This window comes from Streptomyces sp. NPDC038200 (assembly GCF_055600785.1).
The window spans coordinates 284,711-305,464 of record NZ_JBVJYH010000001.1; the positions used below are offsets into that span (position 1 = coordinate 284,711).

The following is a 20,754-nucleotide window of genomic DNA, read 5'->3' on the forward strand; positions in this document are numbered from 1 at the left end:
GAGATACGCACCCGCGCCCGGCCGCGTTCACCGATTCACCCGCCGTATCCCGGGCACTACTTCTGTGTGGTCATCCCCGTCCATGACGTGAACCCGGTGCGCCGCACGCCCTGGGTGACGTACGCGCTCATCGCCGCCAATGTGCTGGTGTTCGTCACCACGCCCGGCACCGCCGGTCCCGTGGCGGGAGGCGGCGAACTGCTGCGGCTGTGTCATCTGCAGGCGTTCATGGACCACTACGCGGCGGTGCCCCAGGAGCTGATACACCATCGGACACCTCGGCTCGTCCCGACGGGGGCCGTCGGCGTGGGCCCGAACGGCCCGGGCTGTGTCGTGGGGCCGCCCGGCTACGACAAGTCGCCGGCGCTGTCGGTCTTCACGGCGATGTTCCTGCACGGCGGCTGGCTGCACCTGCTGGGCAACATGCTCTTCCTGCTGATCTTCGGCAACAACGTCGAGGACCGGATGGGCCACATCCGGTATCTCCTCTTCTACGTCGTCTGCGGCTACGCGGCCGGCTACGGCTTCGCCCTGCTCAACGCCGACTCCACCGACCCGCTGATCGGCGCGTCCGGCGCGATCGCCGGCGTCCTCGGCGCCTATCTGGTGCTGTACCCGAAGGCCAGGGTGTGGGTGCTGGTGCCGTTCCTGGTCTTCCTGCCGCTGCGGCTGCCCGCCTGGCTGGTGCTGGGCTTCTGGTTCGTGCTCCAGGCCGGGTACTCGTCCGGGCACGGGATGTCCGGCGCCGGCACGGTGGCGTACGCGGCGCACGTGGTCGGCTTCCTGGCGGGCATGCTGCTCGCCTGGCCGCTCAAGCCCGGCACGCCTCCCCCGCCGGAGCCGCCCGGCCTGCTGTTCGGCAGGCGGGCCCGGCCCCACTACTCCTGGTGAGTCAGCGCACGGTGGCGGTGTGGACGTACTCCACGAGCCGGGTCAGCGCGTCCGGGTCGGCGTTCGGCGGGACGCCGTGGCCGAGGTTGAAGACGTGCCCCTCCAGGCCGGCGGCGGCGTCGAGCACCTCGCGGGCCTTGGCCGCGATGGTGTCCTTGTCGGTGAACAGCACCGTCGGGTCCAGGTTCCCCTGGAGCGCCTTGCCGGCACCGACGCGGCGCCGGGCCTCGTCCAGCGGGACGCGCCAGTCGACGCCGACGACGTCCGCGCCGGCCTCGCCCATGAGCTTCAGCAGTTCGCCGGTGCCGACACCGAAGTGGATGCGCGGGACGCCGTAGCCCGCGACCGCGTCGAAGACCTTCGCCGAGGCGGGCATCACCGAGTGCAGGTAGTCCGCCGGGGCCAGCGCGCCGGCCCAGGAGTCGAAGAGCTGGACGGCGCTCGCACCGGCCTCGATCTGCACCTTCAGGAAGGCGGCCGTGATGTCGGCGAGGCGGTCCAGCAGGTCGGCCCACAGCTCGGGGTCGCCGTACATCATCGCCTTGGCGTTCTCGTACGTGCGGGACGGGCCGCCCTCGACCAGGTAGCTCGCGAGGGTGAACGGCGCGCCCGCGAAGCCGATCAGCGGGGTGGCGCCCAGTTCGCGGGTGAGCAGGCCGATGGCCTCGGTGACGTACGGCACGTCCTCGGGGCCGAGGTCGCGCAGCCGGGCCAGGTCGGCGCGGGTGCGGATGGGCCGCTCGACGACCGGGCCGACGCCGGGCTTGATGTCGAGGTCGAGGCCGATGGCCTTCAGCGGGACGACGATGTCGCTGAAGTAGATCGCCGCGTCCACGTCGTGCCGGCGCACCGGCTGCAGCGTGATCTCGGTGACCAGCTCGGGCCGCATGCACGACTCCAGCATGGGGACACCCTCGCGCACCTTGCGGTACTCGGGCAGCGAGCGGCCGGCCTGGCGCATGAACCACACGGGGGTGTGCGGTACCGGTTCGCGCCTGCACGCCTTGAGGAAGGCGCTGTCGTACGTCGCTGTCGGCTGCTGGCCCTTGGGGGTGTCGTTGGCGGTCACGGGGCAAGTCTCGCACGACACCGGTGACCGGCGGCGCGGGGTGTCTTGCCCTGCACGGAGCCTCGCTTCCCCTTACTCTTCCCCGCATGGCTGCGGCTCACGGACGAATGTCGGACAGCGCTGATGGAACGGGCGACGTGAAGGACACCGAAGAGGCGGACCGGCACTCCGGTGCCTCGGGTCCGCCCGCTTTCCGTACCGCCGTCGAGGGCCTGCGCAGCAGCCGGCTGCGGCCGCAGGTCGAGGTGGAGCCGACGCCCGCCCCGCAGCGGCTCGCCCCGTACGCGTACGCGCTGGAGGCGGTGGTGGTCGACGGCGAGCAGGAGCTGGCCGACGGGCGGCTGGTGCTGCTGCACGACCCGGCGGGGCACGAGGCCTGGCGGGGCACGTTCCGGCTGGTGACGCTGGTGCGCGCGGAGCTGGAACCGGAGATGGCGGCCGATCCGCTGCTGCCCGAGGTGTGCTGGTCGTGGCTGACCGGCGCGTTGCAGGCGCGCGGGCTGGGCTACGGCGAGCCGAGCGGCACGATCACCCGGGCCGGCTCGCACTACTTCGGCGGGCTGGCCGAGCGGCCGGCCGCCTCGCAGATCGAGATCCGGGCGTCCTGGACGCCCCGCGAGGGCCTCGGCGGGGTGCCGGACACCGCTGCCCATCTGGCCGCCTGGTGCGATCTGCTGGCGCAGGTCGCGGGGCTGCCGCCGGCCGGCCCGGGTGACGCCTCGGTGGTGACGCTGCCGCAGCGCAGGGGTCCGCAGTCCCGCTGACCGATCGCCACGAAACGCACTGTTGACCATCTCTTTGTCGATACGGCCACTTTGTGCACTCGAATCGCACCGGCTCGAACCGACTCGATCTTCGGATGATCGATCGCGTGTCCGAATTGCACAGATTGTTACTCACTAGATCGTGATCATTCTCTAAAGGCGGACGAGTTTGCTGCCGAAGACGACTGTGACCTTGAAAGCACGGTTCGTCCCGGCTTCATCCCCAAAGCCGGCCCCGTCCCCCACCCAGGAGGCCTGGTGTCCGTTCTCCTTGAGCAACCCGCAAGCCTGGTCGCCTACCGCCCGAACAAGCCGACCGCCATGGTGGTCGTGGCCGACCCGCGCGTCCGCTCCACCGTCACTCGCCACCTGTGGGCGCTCGGCGTGCGCGATGTCATCGAAGCCTCGTCCATCGCGGAGGCTCGTCCCCGCATCGGCAACCCGCGCGACATCTGCGTCGCCGACGTCCACCTCCCCGACGGCTCCGGCCTGACCCTGCTGTCCGAGACCCGGGCCGCGGGCTGGCCCAACGGACTCGCGCTGTCCGCCGCCGACGACATCGGCGCGGTCCGCAACGCGCTGGCCGGCGGCGTCAAGGGCTACGTCGTCACCGGCACCCGCACCAACATCGGGCTCCCCGCCCGACCCGGTGCCGCTCCCCTCGGCGCCGCCGCCCGCATGCACCGCCGCCCCCCGGGTGCCCCGAGCCACCCGGGCGGCTACCGGGAGCTGTCCGGCCGCGAGGTCGAGGTGCTGCGACTGGTCGCGGAGGGCCAGTCGAACAAGGCGATCGGCGTCTCCATGGGCCTGTCCGCCCTCACCGTGAAGAGCCACCTGGCGCGCATCGCCCGCAAGCTGGGCACGGGCGACCGGGCCGGCATGGTGGCCGTGGCCCTGCGTACCGGGATCATCCACTGAGCCCATCGGATGCCCCCTTCGGGGGAATCCCGCGTTGACCCGGGTGGGCCCGGACCGTGCCCCGGACTGACTGGTTTACGCCCCTCCGGCGCCCGTCGACGGAACGTTCCGTCGACGGGCGCCGTCCACACACGGATACCCTTGACAGGTGACCGACGCCCAAGACACCGCAGCAGACAGCTCCCTGCGCATCCCCGGAGGCACCCCTCCGGACGACGCCGGATCTTCTGTGACGGGGGCGCCCACTCCTTTGCTCGAACCCCGCGAGGGCATTCCGCCCGTGGTCACCGACGAGGCGGCCCTCGCCCGGGTGATCGCCGCCTTCGCCGCCGGCTCCGGCCCGGTCGCCGTGGACGCCGAGCGCGCCTCCGGCTACCGCTACGGCCAGCGCGCCTATCTGGTGCAGCTGCGCCGCGAGGGCGCCGGCAGCGCGCTGATCGACCCCGTCGCCTGCCCCGACCTCTCCGGCCTCGGCGAGGCCCTGTCCGGCGTCGAGTGGGTGCTGCACGCGGCCACCCAGGACCTGCCCTGCCTGCGCGAGATAGGCATGGTCCCGACCCGCCTGTTCGACACCGAGCTGGCCGGCCGGCTCGCCGGCTTCCCCCGGGTCGGCCTCGGCGCCATGGTGGAGGGCGTCCTCGGCTACGTCCTGGAGAAGGGCCACTCGGCCGTCGACTGGTCGACCCGGCCCCTGCCCGAGCCCTGGCTGCGGTACGCCGCGCTCGACGTCGAGCTGCTCGTGGACCTGCGGGACGCCCTGGAGAAGGAGCTGGACCGGCAGGGCAAGCTGGAGTGGGCCCTCCAGGAGTTCGACGCGATCGCGACGGCGCCGCCGGCCGAGCCGCGCAAGGACCCCTGGCGCCGCACGTCGGGCATGCACAAGGTGCGGCGGCGCCGGCAGCTCGCCGTCGTCCGGGAGCTGTGGCAGACGCGGGACCGGATCGCCCAGCGGCGTGACGTGTCACCGGGGAAGGTGCTGAGCGACGCGGCCATCGTGGAGGCCGCGCTCGCCCTGCCGGCCAATGTGCACGCCCTCGCCGCGCTGAACGGGTTCGGGCATCGCACGGGGCGGCGGCAGCTGGAACAGTGGCAGGCCGCCGTCGACCGGGCCAGGGCCCTTCCCGAGACCGCGCTGCCGCAGCCGGGACAGCCGGTCACCGGGCCTCCGCCGCCGCGGGCGTGGGCCGACAAGGATCCGGCCGCCGCGGCGCGGCTGTCCGCCGCCCGGACGGGGGTGTCGGCACTGGCCGAGCGGCTCGCCATGCCGCAGGAGAACGTGATCTCCCCGGACACGGTGCGCAGGATCTGCTGGGAGCCGCCGAAGGCCGTCGACACCCGGTCCGTGGAGACCGCGCTCACCGGGTACGGCGCGCGGCCGTGGCAGGTGGAACTGGTGACGCCGGTGCTGGTGGACGCGCTGGCCGTCAAGGACGCCTAGTCACCGTAGAACCTGATCAGATCACCACGCGGTCGCTCCTCGCCCGCGGCGGTGCGCGGACGAGCCGCCGGAGCCGGAGCGGGAGGAAGACGACCGGTGCCGGCGGCCTTGTGCTCCCCGAGTCGGCCTCCCGATGGGCTCCGCGGGGCCGCGGGAGCGGACCAGGAACGTCGAGATCACGCCAAGATCCTGCGACGGCCTGCGGATCGAGACGACGTCCGTGCCCGTGCGGAGCACGACCGGCGTCCGGCGCGCGCGGCACGGCCCGTGCCGCGCGGCCCGTCCGGAAGCCGACCCGCCGGACCGTTGCACCCCCTCCTGAGGACGGACGACGCCGATGTGACGTTCACCGCTCCCCCCGGCAGGACTGTGCAGCTACGTTACTCATAAGTAGCATGGGTCCTGAGCGCGCGCTCAGCGCAACGCAGCAGTGCCACCCCGCACCCTGGAGGAGAGCCATCGTGCCTCGTACCGTCAGGGACGTCGTCTTCGTCGACGGCGTCCGCACCCCGTTCGGCAAGGCGGGCCCGAAGGGCATCTACCACGAGACCCGCGCCGACGACCTCGTCGTGAAGGCGATCCGGGAGCTGCTGCGCCGCAACCCCGGTCTGGACCCCAAGAAGATCGACGAGGTCGCCATCGCCGCGACCACGCAGATCGGCGACCAGGGCCTGACCCTCGGCCGCACCGCCGGCATCCTCGCGGGCCTGCCGCAGTCCGTCCCGGGCTACTCGATCGACCGCATGTGCGCCGGCGCCCTGACCGCCGTGACCACCACCGCCGGCTCGATCGCCTTCGGCGCCTACGACGCCGTCATCGCCGGTGGCGTCGAGCACATGGGCCGCCACCCCATGGGCGAGGGCGTGGACCCGAACCCGCGGTTCGTCTCCGAGAAGCTGGTCGACGAGTCCGCCCTGTTCATGGGCATGACGGCGGAGAACCTGCACGACCGCTACCCGCAGATCACCAAGCAGCGCGCCGACGAGTACGCGGTGCGCTCGCAGGAGAAGGCCGCCAAGGCGTACGCCAACGGCAAGATCCAGCAGGACCTGGTGCCGATCTCGGTGCGCCGCACCAACCCCGAGGCCGGCGAGACGGGCTGGGGCCTGGTCACGGCCGACGAGCCGATGCGCCCGGGCACCACCCTGGAGAACCTGGCCGGGCTGAAGACGCCGTTCCGCGTGCACGGCCGGGTCACCGCGGGCAACGCGGCCGGTCTGAACGACGGCGCCACCGCGTCGATCCTCGCGAGCGAGGACTTCGCCCGCGAGAACAACCTGCCGGTCAAGATGCGCCTCGTCTCCTACTCCTTCGCGGGCGTGGAGCCGGAGGTCATGGGCTACGGCCCGATCCCGGCCACGGAGAAGGCCCTCGCCCAGGCGGGGCTGTCCATCTCCGACATCGGCCTGTTCGAGATCAACGAGGCTTTCGCCGTCCAGGTGCTGGCCTTCCTGGACCACTACGGCATCGCGGACGACGACGAGCGCGTCAACCAGTACGGCGGCGCCATCGCCTTCGGTCACCCGCTGGCCTCCTCCGGCGTCCGTCTGATGACGCAGCTGGCCCGCCAGTTCGAGGAGCAGCCGCAGGTCCGCTACGGCCTGACCACCATGTGCGTCGGCTTCGGCATGGGCGCGACGGTCATCTGGGAGAACCCGCACTTCGAGGGGGACAAGTGAGCACCACCGCAGAGCTTCTGAAGGGTGCGGCCGAGCTGTTCCCCGACGAGGTCGTGACGTCCGCGCACGTACGCCACCTCGACCTGCCGTTCGGTGCGGGGCGCTTCGCGCTCATCACGCTGGACAACGGCCTGGACCACACCAAGCCGACCACCTTCGGTCCGGCCTCGCTGGCGAACCTCAACACCGCCATCGACCAGGTCGAGGCGGAGGCCGCGGCCGGCGACATCGTCGGCGCCGGCATCACCGGCAAGCCGTTCATCTTCGCGGTCGGCGCCGACCTCAAGGGCGTCGAGCTGCTGAAGAAGCACGAGGACGCGCTGGCCATCGGCAAGGGCGGCCACGAGGTCTTCAAGCGCCTCGCGGGGCTCGCGGTCCCGACCTTCGCGTACTACAACGGCGCGGCCATGGGCGGCGGCGTCGAGGTCGGCCTGCACTGCTCCTACCGGACCGTCTCCAAGGCGATCCCGGCGTTCTCCCTCCCCGAGGTCTTCCTGGGCCTGGTCCCGGGCTGGGGCGGTTGCGCGCTGCTGCCGAACCTGATCGGCGCGGACAAGGCCGTCTCGGTGATCATCGAGAACAGCCTCAACCAGAACAAGCAGCTCAAGGGCCAGCAGGTCTTCGACCTCGGCATCGCGGACGCGATCTTCGAGGGCGCCGACTTCCTGGAGCAGTCGCTGATCTGGACCGCGAACGTCCTCAAGGGCGACGTCGAGGTCGAGCGTCCGGTGATCGACCGCGGCGACGGCTGGGACCAGGCCGTCGCCAAGGGCCGCTTCATCGCGGACTCCAAGGTGCACGGCGCCGCTCCGGCCGCCTACCGCGCCCTGGACATCATCGCGGCCGCCAAGAACGGCGACCTCCAGCAGGGTTACGACGCCGAGGACCAGGCGCTCGCCGACCTGATCATGGGCGGCGAACTGCGCTCCGGCATCTACGCGTTCAACCTGGTGCAGAAGCGCGGCAAGCGTCCCGCGGGCGCCCCGGACAAGAGCCTGGCCCGCCCGGTCACCAAGGTCGGTGTCGTCGGCGCCGGTCTGATGGCCAGCCAGCTCGCGCTGCTCTTCCTGCGCCGCCTGGAGGTGCCGGTCGTGCTGACCGACATCGACCAGGAGCGCATCGACAAGGGCGTGGGCTACGTCCACGCCGAGATCGACAAGCTGCTCGGCAAGGGCCGCATCAACCAGGACAAGGCCAACCGCCTCAAGGCGCTGGTCACCGGTGTCCTGGACAAGGCCGAGGGCTTCTCGGACGCCGACTTCGTCATCGAGGCGGTCTTCGAGGAGATCGGCGTCAAGCAGCAGGTGTTCGCCGAGGTCGAGGCGGTCGCCCCGGCGCACGCGATCCTCGCCACCAACACCTCCTCCCTCTCCGTGACGGAGATGGCGTCGAAGCTGAAGAACCCCGAGCGGGTCGTGGGCTTCCACTTCTTCAACCCGGTCGCGATCCTCCCGCTGCTGGAGATCGTCCGCGGCGAGAAGACGGACGACGCCTCGCTCGCGACCGCGTTCGCGGTGGCCAAGAAGCTGAAGAAGACGGCGGTTCTGGTCAAGGACGCCCCGGCGTTCGTCGTGAACCGCATCCTGACCCGCTTCATGGGCGAGATCCAGAACGTCATCGACGAGGGCACCCCGGTCGAGGTCGCCGAGAAGGCCGTCGAGCCGCTCGGTCTGCCGATGTCCCCGCTGGTGCTGCTGGAGCTGGTCGGCCCGGCGATCGGCCTGCACGTCTCGGAGACCCTCAACCGGGCCTTCCCGGACCGCTTCACGGTCTCCCCGAACCTCGCGGCCGTCGTCAAGGCCGGCAAGCGCGGCTTCTACGTCTACGACAGCGGCAAGCCGGAGCTGGACCCGGAGGTCGCCGCGCTGCTCGAGCAGGGCGATGTCGTCCTGAGCGAGGAGCAGGTGCGGGCCCGCGTGCTGGACGCGGTGGCGCAGGAGATCGGGCTCATGCTCGACGAGGGCGTCGTCGCCGAGGCCCAGGACATCGACCTGTGCCTGATCACGGGCGCCGGCTGGCCCTTCCACCTGGGCGGCATCACGCCGTACCTGGACCGTGAGGGCGTCTCGGAGCGCGTGAACGGCAAGAAGTTCCTGGCTCCCGGCCTGGCGAGCGTGCCGGCGTAACACCCGGTGACATACGGAGGGCCCCCGCCTCGGCGGGGGCCCTCCGGCGTGTCGGACCTGCCGCCACCCTCCGGCGTGTCAGACCTGCCGCCACGCCTCCAGCGCCAGTCCCGGCTCGTCCTTGCGCCGGGTCAGCAGCAGCTGCCCGGTCGACGGGGACAACGTTGCCGCCACCACCCGGTCCGTCTCGTCCGTCGTGAGCGCCACCAGCGCGTCCAGCGGCAGCTCGGGGCCGGACTCGGTCCACCAGGCGCCCGCCGACTCCTGCTCGGTCGGATACCCGGCGAAGGCGACCCGGCGGTTCTCCGAGCGCTGGACGAGCAGCGTGCAGTCGTGGCCGTCCAGGTCGCAGCGGACCGCCGACACCGGGCCGGGTCCCGCCGCCGGCAGCAGGGTCACCGGCGCGCCGCCCGGTCGCCACGCGCACAGGTCTCCGGAGGTGTCGGTGTAGAAGGCGGTCGTCCGGTCCGGGGAGGTGGCCAGGGCGCGCAGGGTGCCCGGACGGACCGGGGCCCGCAGGGCCTCCTGGAGCACGGGCTGAGCGCCCGGCTCCTCCTGACGCCAGTGCAGCAGTCCCTCGGGGACGGCCGCGTACAGTTCCACCCGGCCGGACTCCCCGGTGACCGCGGCCAGCCCGTCCCGGACCTCACGGCCCTTCAGGTCCCGCCAGGGGTCCCAGCCGCCCTTCTCCTTCTGCATCACCATGCTCACCCCGCCGCCGCTGTTCGGGACGAAGACATGGGCGCGGCCCTGTGCGTCCACCGCGACCGCGGGCGTGCCGGTGCGGTCGCCCTTCCTGTTCGGGTGGCCGATCGGGTGCCAGTCCAGGGCCGCCAGGTGCGGACGGAAGTGCGTGGTGTGCACCAGCCCGGCCTCGCCCTTGACGGTGGGGCGCCAGGAGACCAGGTGCGCATAGCCGTCGGGGCCCTGGCCGGCCGCCAGGACGGAGTGCAGTTTCTGCTCGCCGCCCACCGTGCGGGAGGCGGCCCAGGGACCGTCGGGTCCGCGCTCCGCCCGGCACAGGACGGCGTCGCCCGACAGCTGGTAGACACTGAGCCGGCCGTCTCGGCCGCGAAGGAGCCAGTCGCCGTTCACCGGTTCACTTTAAGCCGCTCGGCGACGGTCCCGGGGCCCGGCCCCCGGCCACGGGGCATGGGACCCTGTGACGCATGACCGACCCCCGCGACCCCGTGCCCGCCTCCCCCTCCCCCGCTCCGCTCCTCGTCGTCGTGGACGGCGCGAACGTCGTCGGCGCGCGGCCCGACGGCTGGTGGCGGGACCGCAGGGGGGCGGCCGAGCGGCTGCGGGACCACCTGGCGAGCAAGGGCCTGCCGGGACACGCCGGCCCCGTGGAACTGGTGCTCGTGGTCGAGGGCGCGGCCCGTGGCGTGGCGTCCGTGCCCGGCGTGCGGGTGGAGCCGGCGCCGGGCAGCGGGGACGACCGGATCGTGGAGCTGGCCGCGGAGAGCGCGGGCCGGCCCCGCCTGGTGGTGACCGCCGACCGGGAGCTGCGGCGCCGGGTGACGGAACTGGGCGCGGAGGTGACGGGGCCGCGCACGGTCTGGGGCTAGCGGCCGTTCCCGCCGCCGCTACGGGCCCGGCACCCGGGCGTACAGCACCGCCCCGTCCACCCGGCCCACCTCCGCGTAGCCCTCCGTGAGCAGACGGTTCAGCGTGGGGAGGCGGTCGGGTCCGTACGGCAGGCCGCGGGAGTCGTCGACGACCAGGGCGGGGGCGTGCGCGGTCATCTCCCGCCGGAAGACCGGCCAGCCGCCGGCCACGGCGTACTTCTCGCCGACCTGGGGGCCGTCCCGGCCGCCGCTGTAGTTGGTGAGCAGGCCCGCGGTGAGGTAGCGGGTGGCGGGGGTGCGGCCGGCCAGCCAGTACGTCTCGGGGTGTATGCCCCAGACCAGGACCCGGTCGGCGGGTGCCGTGCGGTGCGCGAGGGCCGCCGCCAGCCGCTCGGCGTGCGCGAGTTCGGGGCGCGGGGCGGCCAGGCCCCAGCCGACGAACAGGGTGCAGCAGCAGGCCGAGGTGAGGACGGCGGTCATGTGCCGCTCGCGGGGCAGGACGTGCAGCGCGGCGGTGGCCAGCAGGGCCAGGGGCGGGGTGAGTTGCAGGAAGTAATGGCCGAAGAAATGACCGCCGAGGGTCACGGCGACGGCCGAGGAGGCCAGCCACAGCCACAGCTCGGCCGCTCCGGCGCGGGCGGTGCGCAGGGCCCGTACGACCGGCGGGAGCAGCCCCGCCGAAGCCACCGCGAGGATCGCGGCGTTGGTCAGCGCGCGGGTCAGGACGTGCAGTTCGGAGCCGGTGACGGAGGCGTACGCGGCGGAGCCCGTCACCGTCCAGAACAGGAAGCCGGCCGGATCCGTCACCAGGGCCGCGCCCAGCACGGGTGCGGCGAATCCGGTCGCGAGCCGTGCCAGGCCCGCGCGCGGGCCGCCCCGGTGGTACAGCAGCCAGGCCACCGGCAGCAGCACCGCCCCACCGGTCTGCTTGGTCAGGAACGCGGCGGCGACGGCCGTCCCGGCCGCGCCCCAGCGTCCGCGGTCCGCGCACCACAGGGCGGCGGCCGTGCCGGGCAGTATGAACACCTCGAAGGTGGCGGCCTGGGCGTCCTCGGGGTTGAGCCCGACCGAGACCAGCAGGTACAGCACCCCGGCGGTGCGGCCGGCCCGGTCGCCCCAGCGGCGGCGGGCCAGGGAGGCCAGCAGGGCGGCGGTGAGCAGCTGGGCGAGGACGGCGAGCACCCGCAGCGGGGTCAGCGAGCCCGAGCCGAAGACCGCGAAGGCGGCCTGGTACAGCCAGGGCAGCAGGGGCGGCTTGCGGTCCACCACCGTGTCGTACAGCTGCCCGCCCTGGGCGAGCAGCCGCGCCTGTACGGCGAGGAAGCCCTCGTCCGGGTTCCACAGCGGCCGGACGAACGAGGGGATCCGGGTGGCGCAGGCCAGGGCCGCCAGAAGGGGCAGCAGCCGCGCCCAGTACGCCGTCCGGGTGACCTCGGTCCGTGCGGGGGCGAGCGGGGCGGCGAGCATGGTGTGCACGCTATCCGGCCCCGCGGTCCTCGCCGAAGCGGACATACGGGGCCGGGGGGGGTCGCGGGGGGGGTGTTACCGGGATTTCCCGGTGGGCGGCTGCGGGACGTCGCCCGCGGCCGCCGCCTGCCGCTGCCCGAGCCGGCTGTGGGAACGGCCGTACAGGAAGTAGACGACGAAACCGATCACCATCCAGATCGCGAACCGCAGCCAGGTCTCCGCGGGCAGGTTCAGCATCAGCCACAGCGAGGCGAGCACGGACAGGATCGGGATCAGGGGGACCAGCGGAGTCCGGAAGGACCGGTGCAGGTCGGGGCGGGACCGGCGCAGGATGATCACGCTGATCGCGACCACGATGAAGGCGAAGAGCGTGCCGATGTTCACCAGTTCGGCGAGTTCGCTCAGGCTGGTGAAGCCGGCCACGATCGCGATGACCCCGCCGAGCAGGATGGTCGACCGGTACGGCGTGCGGAACCGCGGGTGGGTGTGCGAGAAGAACCGGGGCAGCAGCCCGTCGCGGCTCATGGCGAAGAAGACGCGGGACTGCCCGAGCAGCAGGATCATGCACACCGTGGTCAGGCCGATGGCGGCGCCGAAGCTGATCAGGCCCGCGTACCACGGGTGTCCGGTGGCCTTGAACGCGTCGGCGAGCGGCGCCTTGACGGACAGCGCGCTGTACTTCTGCATGCCGGTCACGACGATCGACACGGCGACGTACAGGGTGGTGCAGATGATCAGGGAGCCGAGGATGCCGCGCGGGACGTCGCGCTGCGGGTTGCGGGTCTCCTCGGCGGCGGTGGCGACGACGTCGAAGCCGATGAACGCGAAGAAGACCACGGAGGCCGCGGTGAAGATGCCCATGACGCCGAAGTTGGAGGGCGCCCAGCCGACCATCAGCTGGATCAGGGGGGCCTTGAGGTTCCCGCTCGCCTCCGTGGACCGGGCCTTCGGGACGAACGGGTCGTAGTTGCCGCTGTGGACGAAGAAGGCACCCGCGATGATCACGACGAGGACCACGGCGACCTTGATCGCGACGACCACGGAGGTGACCCGCGCGGACAGCTTCATGCCGACGACGAGGATGGCGGTGAGCACGACGACGAGGGCCGCGGCGAGGATGTCGAAACCGAAGCCCGTGGCGCCGTCCCTGCCGGAGAGCGCCTCGGGCAGGCTCCAGCCCGCGTTGTCGAGCAGCGAGTGGATGTAGCCGGACCAGCCGACCGCGACCACCGCCGTACCGAGCGCCAGTTCCAGGACCAGGTCCCAGCCGATGATCCAGGCGGGGAGTTCGCCGAGGGAGGCGTAGGAGAAGGTGTACGCGGAGCCCGCCACGGGGACCGAGGAGGCGAACTCGGCGTAGCACAGGGCGGCGAGCGCGCAGACGACACCGGCCACGACGAAGGACAGGGAGACGGCGGGACCGGCGTTGTTCTTGGCCGCCGTGCCGGTGAGGACGAAGATGCCCGTGCCGATGATGACACCGACGCCGAAGACCGTCAGATCCAGCGCGGTCAGCGACTTCCTGAGCGAGTGTTCGGGTTCCTCGGTGTCCTGGATGGACTGCTCGACGTTTTTCGTCCGGAACAGCGCGTTGCTCACGTACCTGCCTCCCACGCTTGTCGTCCTCGACATGATCGAGAGGGTCGGGGAGCGTATTCCCCGGCACAGGCAGGTTCACGCAAACGGGCCGGTTCCGCCACCGGGAGAAGTGGCGGAACCGGCCCGTGGGGGCTGTTTCTAGTCGCGCGCGGGCTCCACGGAGTCCACGGTCCCGGTCGCGCCGGCGAACCGGCCGTCGAGCCTGGCGACCAGACCGGTGACCTGGCGGGCGATGTCCGGCGCGGTCAGCCCGATCTCGGCCATGACCTCGGCGCGGGAGGCGTGGTCGAGGAAGCGCGGCGGAATGCCGAAGTCGCGCAGCGGCACGTCCACGCCCGCGTCGCGCAGGGCCTGGGCGACGGCGGAGCCGACACCGCCGACGCGGCTGTTGTCCTCGACGGTGACGACGACCCGGTGCCGCTCGGCCAGGGGGGCCATGGCCTCGTCGACGGGCTTGACCCAGCGCGGGTCGACCACGGTGGTGGAGATGCCCTGCCTGTCCAGCAGCTCGGCGATCTCCAGGCACATCGGGGCGAGGGCACCCACGGAGACCAGCAGCACGTCCGGGCGGTCGGTGCCGGGCTCGCGCAGTACGTCCATGCCGCCGACGCGGCCCACGGCGGGTACGGCGGGGCCGACGGCGCCCTTGGAGAAGCGCACCACGGTCGGCGCGTCGTCCACGGCGACGGCCTCGCGCAGCTGCGCGCGGACCTGGTCGGCGTCGCGCGGGGCGGCCAGCCGGAGCCCCGGCACGACCTGGAGGATCGACATGTCCCACATACCGTTGTGGGAGGCGCCGTCGGTGCCGGTGACGCCGGCCCGGTCCAGCACGAAGGTCACCCCGCAGCGGTGCAGGGCGACGTCCATGAGGACCTGGTCGAAGGCGCGGTTGAGGAAGGTGGCGTAGACGGCGAAGACCGGGTGCACCCCGCCGTGCGCGAGGCCGGCCGCCGAGACGGCGCCGTGCTGCTCGGCGATCCCGACGTCGTACACGCGCTCGGGGAACCGCTTGGCGAACTTGTCCAGACCGACCGGCTGGAGCATGGCCGCGGTGATCGCGACGATGTCCTCCCGCTCCTCGCCGAGCCTGACCATCTCCTCGCCGAAGACCGAGGTCCAGTCGGCGCCGGAGGAGGCGATCGGCAGCCCGGTGTCCGGGTGGATCTTGCCGACGGCGTGGAAGCGGTCGGCCTCGTCCTGGAGGGCGGGCTGGTAGCCGCGGCCCTTCTCGGTCAGGCAGTGCACGATGACCGGCCCGCCGAACCGCTTGGCCCGGGCCAGCGCCGACTCCAGCGCCTCGATGTCGTGCCCGTCGATCGGACCGACGTACTTCAGCCCCAGGTCCTCGAACATGCCCTGCGGGGCGATGAAGTCCTTCAGCCCCTTCTTGGCGCCGTGCAGGGTCTCGTACAGCGGCTTTCCGACGACCGGGGTGCGGTCGAGGATGTCCTTGGTCCGGGCCAGGAAGCGCTCGTAGCCGTCGGTCGTGCGCAGGGTCGCCAGGTGGTTGGCGAGGCCGCCGATGGTGGGAGCGTAGGAGCGCTCGTTGTCGTTGACGACGATGACGAGCGGGCGGTCCTTGGCCTCGGCGATGTTGTTGAGCGCCTCCCAGGCCATGCCGCCGGTCAGCGCGCCGTCACCGATGACGGCGACGACATGGTTGTCCCGCTTCTTCAGCTGGTTGGCCTTGGCGATGCCGTCGGCCCAGCCGAGCACGGTCGAGGCGTGGCTGTTCTCGATGACGTCGTGGTCGGACTCGGCCTGCGCGGGGTAGCCCGACAGGCCGCCCTTCATCTTCAGCCGCGAGAAGTCCTGCCGGCCGGTGAGCAGCTTGTGCACGTAGGACTGGTGACCGGTGTCCCACAGCACCTTGTCCTTCGGGGACTCGAAGACGCGGTGCAGGGCGATGGTCAGCTCCACCACGCCGAGATTCGGACCGAGGTGGCCGCCGGTCTTGGAGACGGCGTCGACGAGGAAGGTCCGGATCTCCTCTGCCAGCTGGTCCAGCTCCTCCAGGCTGAGCCGGTCCAGATCGCGCGGTCCCCTGATGCGGGTCAGCAGCGGCACCCGTGCCTCCTTGCAGTAGAGCTGATCGAGCTGTTGCCGGGCTGGGACGAGTCTAATGTTCCGTCCGCACGCCCGACGGCCGGGCGGTGGGTCGTGACGCGCGCGAACGGCTGTACCCGTGCGGGCGCCCTCTGAACACGGCCTTGCCCGGCACCGTGGGACGGTGCCGGGCAAGGACGTCGTGCGTCGGGCGCGCTCAGGCGCGGCCGGCCGACTTCTGGGTCTTGCGGGTGATCGAGTCGATGACGACCGTGGCGAGGAGCACGCCGCCGGTGATCATGTACTGGATCGGGGTGGCGATGCCCTGCAGGGCGAGGCCGTACTGGATCGAGGTGATCACGAGGACACCGAGCAGGGCGTTCCAGGTGCGGCCCCGGCCGCCGAAGAGGCTGGTGCCGCCGATGACGGCCGCGGCGATGACGTTCATCAGCAGGTCGCCGGAGCCGGCGCTCTGGTTGGCGGCAGCGATCTTGGAGGCCCAGAACAGGCCGCCGACGGAGGCGAAGAAGCCCGCGATGGCGAAGACCGAGACGCGCACCAGGGTGACGTTGATGCCGGCGCGGCGGGACGCCTCCACGCTGCCGCCGAGCGCGAAGACCTTGCGGCCGTACGCGGTGCGGCGCAGCACGAAGTCGCTGCCGACCAGGACGATCGCGAAGAGCAGCACCGCGAGCGGCAGGCCCTTGTACTGGTTGAACATGACCGCGACGGCGAACGCGGGGATCGCGAGCAGCACGGTGCGCAGCACGATGTCGCCGAGCGGGCGGGACGGGATGCCCGCGACCGCGCGGCGGCGGTTGCCGAGGAAGGCCGACAGGAAGTATCCGGCGACCGCGACGAAGGCCAGGAGGTAGGCGGCGGACACGTCGGAGAAGTAGTACGTGGTGAGCTTGCCGACCACGCCCTCGCCGTCGAGGTTGATCGTGCCGTTCGAGCCCAGGATCTGGAGCATGAAGCCGTTCCAGAACAGCAGACCGGCCAGGGTCACCGCGAACGCGGGCGCGCCGATCCGGGCGAAGAAGAAGCCGTGCAGGGCACCGATGGCCGCGCCGGCCGCGAGGGCGGCGAGGACGGCGAGCCACTCGTTGACACCGTGCGTGACGCTCATCACGGCGGTGATCGCCGAGGAGACACCGGAGACGGAGCCGACGGAGAGGTCGATCTCGCCGAGCAGCAGCACGAAGATGATGCCGACCGACATCATGCCGGTGGCCACCATGGCGACGAAGATGTTGTTGAGGTTCTCCGCGCCGAGGAAGGCCGAGTTCAGGCTCTGGAAGATCGCGCAGATGGCGATCAGGCCGACCACGACCGGCAGGGCGCCGAGGTCGCCGGCGCGCATCTTGCGCTTGAACTCGACGACGTAGCCCGCGAAGCCCTGCTCGCGCACGAGGAGGCGGGGGTCGACGGCGGGGGCGGCGTCGGCCGCGACGGCGGGCGCGTCGACGGGGGCGGCCTGGGACTTGTCGATGCTCACTTCTGAGCCTCCGCGGTGGTGCGCGCCGCACGACGGGTCACGGCGTTGTCCGTGGCGCCGGTGATGGCGGAGATGATCTCTTCCTGCGAGGTGTTCTTGACCTCGAACACGCCGTTGTTGCGGCCGAGCCGCAGGACAGCGACCTTGTCGGCGACGGCCTTCACATCGGCCATGTTGTGGCTGATGAGAATGACCGCGAGGCCGCGCTCGCGCAGCCGCTCGACGAGGTCGAGGACCTGGGCGGTCTGCTCGACGCCGAGGGCGGCGGTCGGCTCGTCGAGGATGACCAGCTTGGGCTCGCCGAGCATGGAGCGGGCGATGGCCACGACCTGGCGCTGACCGCCGGAGAGCGACGCGATCGGGATGCGCACGCTGGGGATGCGGATGGACAGGGTCTGGAGCAGCTCGCGCGAGCGGCGCTCCATCTCGACCTCGTCCAGGACACCGCGGCGCTTGATCTCACGGCCGAGGAACAGGTTGCCGACGACGTCGATGTTGTCGCACAGGGCGAGGTCCTGGTAGACCGTCGCGATGCCCAGGTTCTGGGCGTCGTGCGGACGGTTGACCGTGACGGGGCGGCCCTCCCACTCGATGACACCGTCATCGATGGGGTGCACGCCCGCGATCGTCTTGACAAGGGTGGACTTGCCGGCGCCGTTGTCGCCGACGAGGGCAACCACCTCTCCGGCGTGGACCTCAAGCTCTACGTCGGTGAGCGCCTGGACGGCACCGAATCGCTTGGAGACCCCGCGCAACGCCAGCACGGGCGTAGCGGACACGTGAACCATCTCCTTCGCCGCCTGAGCCTGACCCCGGCGGGAGGTTGAACATGAAGAGTGAGGGGCGTTCCGTCCGGCGCCTCGCCGTTGTGCTGCGGGGCTGTCGGCGGCGAGGCGCCGGACGTGCCGGCACGGGTCGCGCGAACGGTGGGCGCGAGGTCCCGTGCAGGCCGGTGGGGCCGCCGCCGAGGCGGCCCCCAGGGGGTGTTACTTCAGGCCGATCTTGGCGCAGGCGGCCTTGTACTTGCCGGTGCAGATCTCGTCGACCGTGTAGTAACCCTGCTTGACGACCGTGTCCTGGATGTTGTCCTTGGTCAGCGAGACGACCGGGACGATGACGGCCGGGATGCCCTTCTCCGTGCCGCTGTCGACGGTGCTGGTGTCGAGCGAGCCGTCGACCTTGCCGGTCTTGGCGATCGAGACGGCCATCTTGGCGACGGTCTCGGCCTCCTGCGGGTACGACTTGAAGACGCTCATGTACTGCTCACCCGTCACGATGCGCTGCACGCCCGCGAGCTCGGCGTCCTGGCCGGTGACCGGGGGAAGCGTCTTGAGGCCCGCGCCCTTGAGCGCGGTGATGATGCCGCCCGCCATGCCGTCGTTGGCGGAGTAGACGCCGACGATCTTGTCCTTGCCGAGGGCGGAGATGGCGCCCTCCATGTTGGCGTTGGCGTTCTCCGGCTTCCACTCCTTGGTGTCGTACTCCTTGCCGATGTTCACCTTGCCGTCGAGGACGTCGTGGGCGCCCTTCTTGAACTGCGCGGCGTTCGGGTCGGTGACGGAGCCGTTCATCATGACGACCTTGCCGGACTTGGCCTTGCCGCCCAGGGCCTTCAGCAGGGCCTCACCCTGCGTCTTGCCGACCTCGACGTTGTCGAACGAGGTGTATGCGGAGATCGGGCCCTCGGCCAGGCGGTCGTAGGCGACGACCGGGATACCGGCGTCCTTGGCCTTCTTGACGCCCTGGGCAACCGCCTTGTAGTCGACCGCGTCCAGGATCAGCACGTCGACCTTCTTGGTGATCATCGTGTCGATCTGCTGCGACTGGAGGGTCGGGTCCTGCTTGGCGTTGAGGTAGTCGACCTTGCCCTTGCCGTTCGTCAGCTCCGAGATCTGCTTCTCGATGATCGGCTTGTCGAACTTCTCGTAGCGAGCGGTCTGGTTCTCCGGCAGGAGCAGACCGACGGTGATGTCGTCACCCTTGGCGGTCTTCGTCTTCCCGCCGTCGCTGTTGCCGCCGGACTCCTTCGCGCTGCCGCAAGCGGCGAGCGAGACGGCCATGGCGGTGGCACAGAAAGCAAAGGCAGCACGACGCATGCGCGTGTTCACTCTGGAAACCTCCCTGACGAGGCCGCGTCGTTGCGGCCGAGGTGGCTGGAAGTCAACTCGGCCACACGTGCGACGTCAAGAAGTAAATCCTTAACGAGATGGCAACGGTGCCATCCGTTCTCTAAGTGAAGGCAGGGGCCGCCACCGGCAACGCCCCCTCCAAAAGGGTCGAATCGCCCATCTCGCTGAGGGCGAGGGCGAGCGCTCCGAGCACCTCCGCACGGCCGCCAAGTGCCCCCGGGAGGACGGACAGTTGGCGCGCCGCGCTGGGGATGGCGTAGCGGCCGACGGACTCCCTGATCGGCCCGAGCACCAGTTCGCCGGCTTCGGCGAGATCACCGCCGAGGACCACCCGGCTCGGGTTCAGCAGATTGCAGAGATTGGCCACTCCACTGCCGATGTGGCGGCCGACGTCGGCGATCACCCGACGACAGCCCGGGTCACCGTCCCTGGCCAGCCGCACGACGCCTTCCATCGTCAGATCGGGGCCGTGACTGGGCTGGAGCAGCGGCAGCACATAGCGCGCCGCCGCGAACGTCTCCAGGCAGCCGCGGTTTCCGCAGCGACAGACCGGACCGGATTCATCGAGTGTAATATGACCGATTTCGCCCGCTGTGCCACCCGGGCCGCGATAGATCTTCCCGTCGATCACCAGACCGGCGCCGACACCGCTCGCGACCTTGATGTACGCCAGGTCGCGCACGCCCTTGCCGCTGCCCCAGACCAGCTCTCCGAGGGCGCCGAGGTTGGCGTCGTTGTCCACGTGCACGGGCACACCGAGCCGCTCGCGCAGCTCCTCGGCGGGCTTGGTGCCGCCCCAGCCGGGCAGGATCGCGGTGGAGCCCAGCGTTCCCGACTCGACGTCGATGGGGCCCGGCACGCCGAGTCCCACGCCGGCCACCTTGGTCCGGTCCACGCCCGTCGCCGCGATCAATCGGTTGACCAGTTGTTCGGCCCGGTCGAAGCCCTGGTCGGCGGAGGCGTCCACGTCCAGCGGCTCGGCCTCCTCGGCCAGCACCTGATGGGCGAGGTTCCCGATCGCGACGCGCAGATGGGTGTGCCCGAAGTCGACGCCGATCACGATCCCGGCGTCTCCGCTGAGGCTGACGCTGCGGGCCCGCCGCCCGCCCGCCGATGTGGGCGTGACCTCGACGGTTCCGCCGTCCTTCAACTCCCGCACGATATTGGAGACGGTCGCGGCGGACAGACCGGTCGTCCGCGCGATCTCCGCCTGCGTGAGGGACCCGGCCAAGCGAACGGCCCGGACGACCCGCTCCAGGTTGGCTCGGTGCAGTGACGACTGCGACCCTGGAGTCTCCACGACGACCTCCTGAGCACGGGGCCGCTTCGATGAGACCCCGTGTATGTCCAACTAGTGAACTCTAAGCTGAGCCGTTCGGGGCGACTTCCGTCAAGAGGTTGAACCGTTTCCGGGTACCGGGTACACGCGCGTGCGCGGCGCCACCGGAACCCGGTGGGGGGGAGGACGGGGGTGGGGGGCATGCCAGGTTGCCTCTACGTGGTCTAAGGCAGCCCCCCCCCCCCCCCTCCCCGGAAAGAGAGAGAAAACAAAAAAACCA

The 20,754-nt window shown here is 71.3% G+C and carries 16 protein-coding genes; 7 read left to right on the forward strand and 9 right to left on the reverse strand.

All coding sequences use genetic code 11. The features are described 5' to 3' along the window. The first annotated feature begins 66 nt into the window (after positions 1–66). A complete protein-coding gene (locus ACZ7KF_RS01270; protein ID WP_471068059.1) occupies positions 67–891 on the forward strand; it encodes a rhomboid family intramembrane serine protease in 825 nt (274 codons plus the stop codon). Position 892: 1 nt separating this feature from the next. On the opposite strand, the gene hemE is transcribed toward ACZ7KF_RS01270, so the two are convergent. Beyond that, the gene (gene hemE, locus ACZ7KF_RS01275; protein WP_471068062.1) at positions 893–1,960 is read right to left on the reverse strand and encodes a uroporphyrinogen decarboxylase; all 1,068 of its coding nucleotides are present in this window, start codon (positions 1,958–1,960) and stop codon (positions 893–895) included. 86 nt (positions 1,961–2,046) lie between these two features. On the opposite strand from hemE, the gene ACZ7KF_RS01280 reads away from it, so the two are divergent. The 5 genes from ACZ7KF_RS01280 (at position 2,047) to ACZ7KF_RS01300 (ending at position 8,885) form a co-directional block, all read left to right on the forward strand. Further along, positions 2,047–2,724 carry a DUF3000 domain-containing protein gene (locus tag ACZ7KF_RS01280; RefSeq protein WP_471068065.1) on the forward strand — a complete coding sequence of 226 codons (678 nt, stop codon included), beginning with the start codon at positions 2,047–2,049 and terminating at the stop codon, positions 2,722–2,724. A 258-nt stretch (positions 2,725–2,982) separates the two neighbouring features. Next, entirely contained in the window at positions 2,983–3,642 is a 660-nt protein-coding gene (locus ACZ7KF_RS01285) for a response regulator transcription factor (RefSeq protein ID WP_014675646.1), read from the forward strand. A gap of 148 nt (positions 3,643–3,790) precedes the next feature. Then, positions 3,791–5,080 carry a ribonuclease D gene (locus ACZ7KF_RS01290; protein WP_471068068.1) on the forward strand — a complete coding sequence of 430 codons (1,290 nt, stop codon included), beginning with the start codon at positions 3,791–3,793 and terminating at the stop codon, positions 5,078–5,080. Between the two features lie 461 nt (positions 5,081–5,541). Then, positions 5,542–6,759: a thiolase family protein gene (locus tag ACZ7KF_RS01295; protein WP_471068071.1), complete on the forward strand. Its 1,218-nt coding sequence runs from the start codon at positions 5,542–5,544 to the stop codon at positions 6,757–6,759. Beyond that, positions 6,756–8,885, forward strand: a complete 2,130-nt coding sequence (locus tag ACZ7KF_RS01300; protein WP_471068074.1) for a 3-hydroxyacyl-CoA dehydrogenase NAD-binding domain-containing protein — start codon at positions 6,756–6,758, stop codon at positions 8,883–8,885. The genes ACZ7KF_RS01295 and ACZ7KF_RS01300 overlap by 4 nt, the downstream gene beginning before the upstream one ends. 78 nt (positions 8,886–8,963) lie before the next feature. Here the strand turns inward: ACZ7KF_RS01300 and ACZ7KF_RS01305 are convergent, their stop codons facing one another. Continuing rightward, entirely contained in the window at positions 8,964–9,980 is a 1,017-nt protein-coding gene (locus ACZ7KF_RS01305; protein ID WP_471068076.1) for a hypothetical protein, read from the reverse strand. Positions 9,981–10,054: 74 nt separating this feature from the next. Between ACZ7KF_RS01305 and ACZ7KF_RS01310 the strand changes: the two genes are divergently transcribed. Next, the gene (locus ACZ7KF_RS01310) at positions 10,055–10,456 is read left to right on the forward strand and encodes an NTP pyrophosphohydrolase (protein ID WP_471068079.1); all 402 of its coding nucleotides are present in this window, start codon (positions 10,055–10,057) and stop codon (positions 10,454–10,456) included. 18 nt (positions 10,457–10,474) lie between these two features. Here ACZ7KF_RS01310 and ACZ7KF_RS01315 read toward each other — a convergent pair whose 3' ends face one another. From ACZ7KF_RS01315 to ACZ7KF_RS01345, 7 genes are all read right to left on the reverse strand, one after another. After that, a complete protein-coding gene (locus ACZ7KF_RS01315) occupies positions 10,475–11,923 on the reverse strand; it encodes a glycosyltransferase family 39 protein (RefSeq protein WP_471068082.1) in 1,449 nt (482 codons plus the stop codon). Positions 11,924–11,998: 75 nt separating this feature from the next. After that, on the reverse strand, positions 11,999–13,522 hold the full coding sequence (locus tag ACZ7KF_RS01320) for an amino acid permease (protein WP_471068084.1): 1,524 nt from the start codon (positions 13,520–13,522) through the stop codon (positions 11,999–12,001). 138 nt (positions 13,523–13,660) lie between these two features. Next, positions 13,661–15,589: a 1-deoxy-D-xylulose-5-phosphate synthase gene (gene dxs, locus ACZ7KF_RS01325; protein ID WP_471068087.1), complete on the reverse strand. Its 1,929-nt coding sequence runs from the start codon at positions 15,587–15,589 to the stop codon at positions 13,661–13,663. Between the two features lie 196 nt (positions 15,590–15,785). Beyond that, positions 15,786–17,066 carry a sugar ABC transporter permease gene (locus ACZ7KF_RS01330; protein ID WP_471068090.1) on the reverse strand — a complete coding sequence of 427 codons (1,281 nt, stop codon included), beginning with the start codon at positions 17,064–17,066 and terminating at the stop codon, positions 15,786–15,788. Beyond that, positions 17,063–17,854 (reverse strand): ATP-binding cassette domain-containing protein, encoded by a 792-nt coding sequence (locus ACZ7KF_RS01335; protein ID WP_225826279.1) that lies wholly within the window; start codon positions 17,852–17,854, stop codon positions 17,063–17,065. Before ACZ7KF_RS01335 ends, ACZ7KF_RS01330 begins: the two co-directional genes overlap by 4 nt. Positions 17,855–18,052: 198 nt before the next feature. After that, positions 18,053–19,174 carry a sugar ABC transporter substrate-binding protein gene (locus ACZ7KF_RS01340; RefSeq protein ID WP_471068093.1) on the reverse strand — a complete coding sequence of 374 codons (1,122 nt, stop codon included), beginning with the start codon at positions 19,172–19,174 and terminating at the stop codon, positions 18,053–18,055. 121 nt (positions 19,175–19,295) lie between these two features. Continuing rightward, a complete protein-coding gene (locus tag ACZ7KF_RS01345; RefSeq protein WP_225826277.1) occupies positions 19,296–20,495 on the reverse strand; it encodes an ROK family transcriptional regulator in 1,200 nt (399 codons plus the stop codon). Positions 20,496–20,754 lie beyond the last annotated feature (259 nt).

Excerpts from the sequence above, each read along its gene's own strand:
- ACZ7KF_RS01280 (WP_471068065.1), top strand. The coding sequence starts at position 2,047 with ATGGCTGCGGCTCACGGACGAATGTCGGACAGCGCTGATGGAACGGGC.
- ACZ7KF_RS01310 (WP_471068079.1), top strand. The coding sequence starts at position 10,055 with ATGACCGACCCCCGCGACCCCGTGCCCGCCTCCCCCTCCCCCGCTCCG.
- ACZ7KF_RS01315 (WP_471068082.1), bottom strand. The coding sequence starts at position 11,923 with ATGCTCGCCGCCCCGCTCGCCCCCGCACGGACCGAGGTCACCCGGACG.
- ACZ7KF_RS01335 (WP_225826279.1), bottom strand. The coding sequence starts at position 17,854 with ATGGTTCACGTGTCCGCTACGCCCGTGCTGGCGTTGCGCGGGGTCTCC.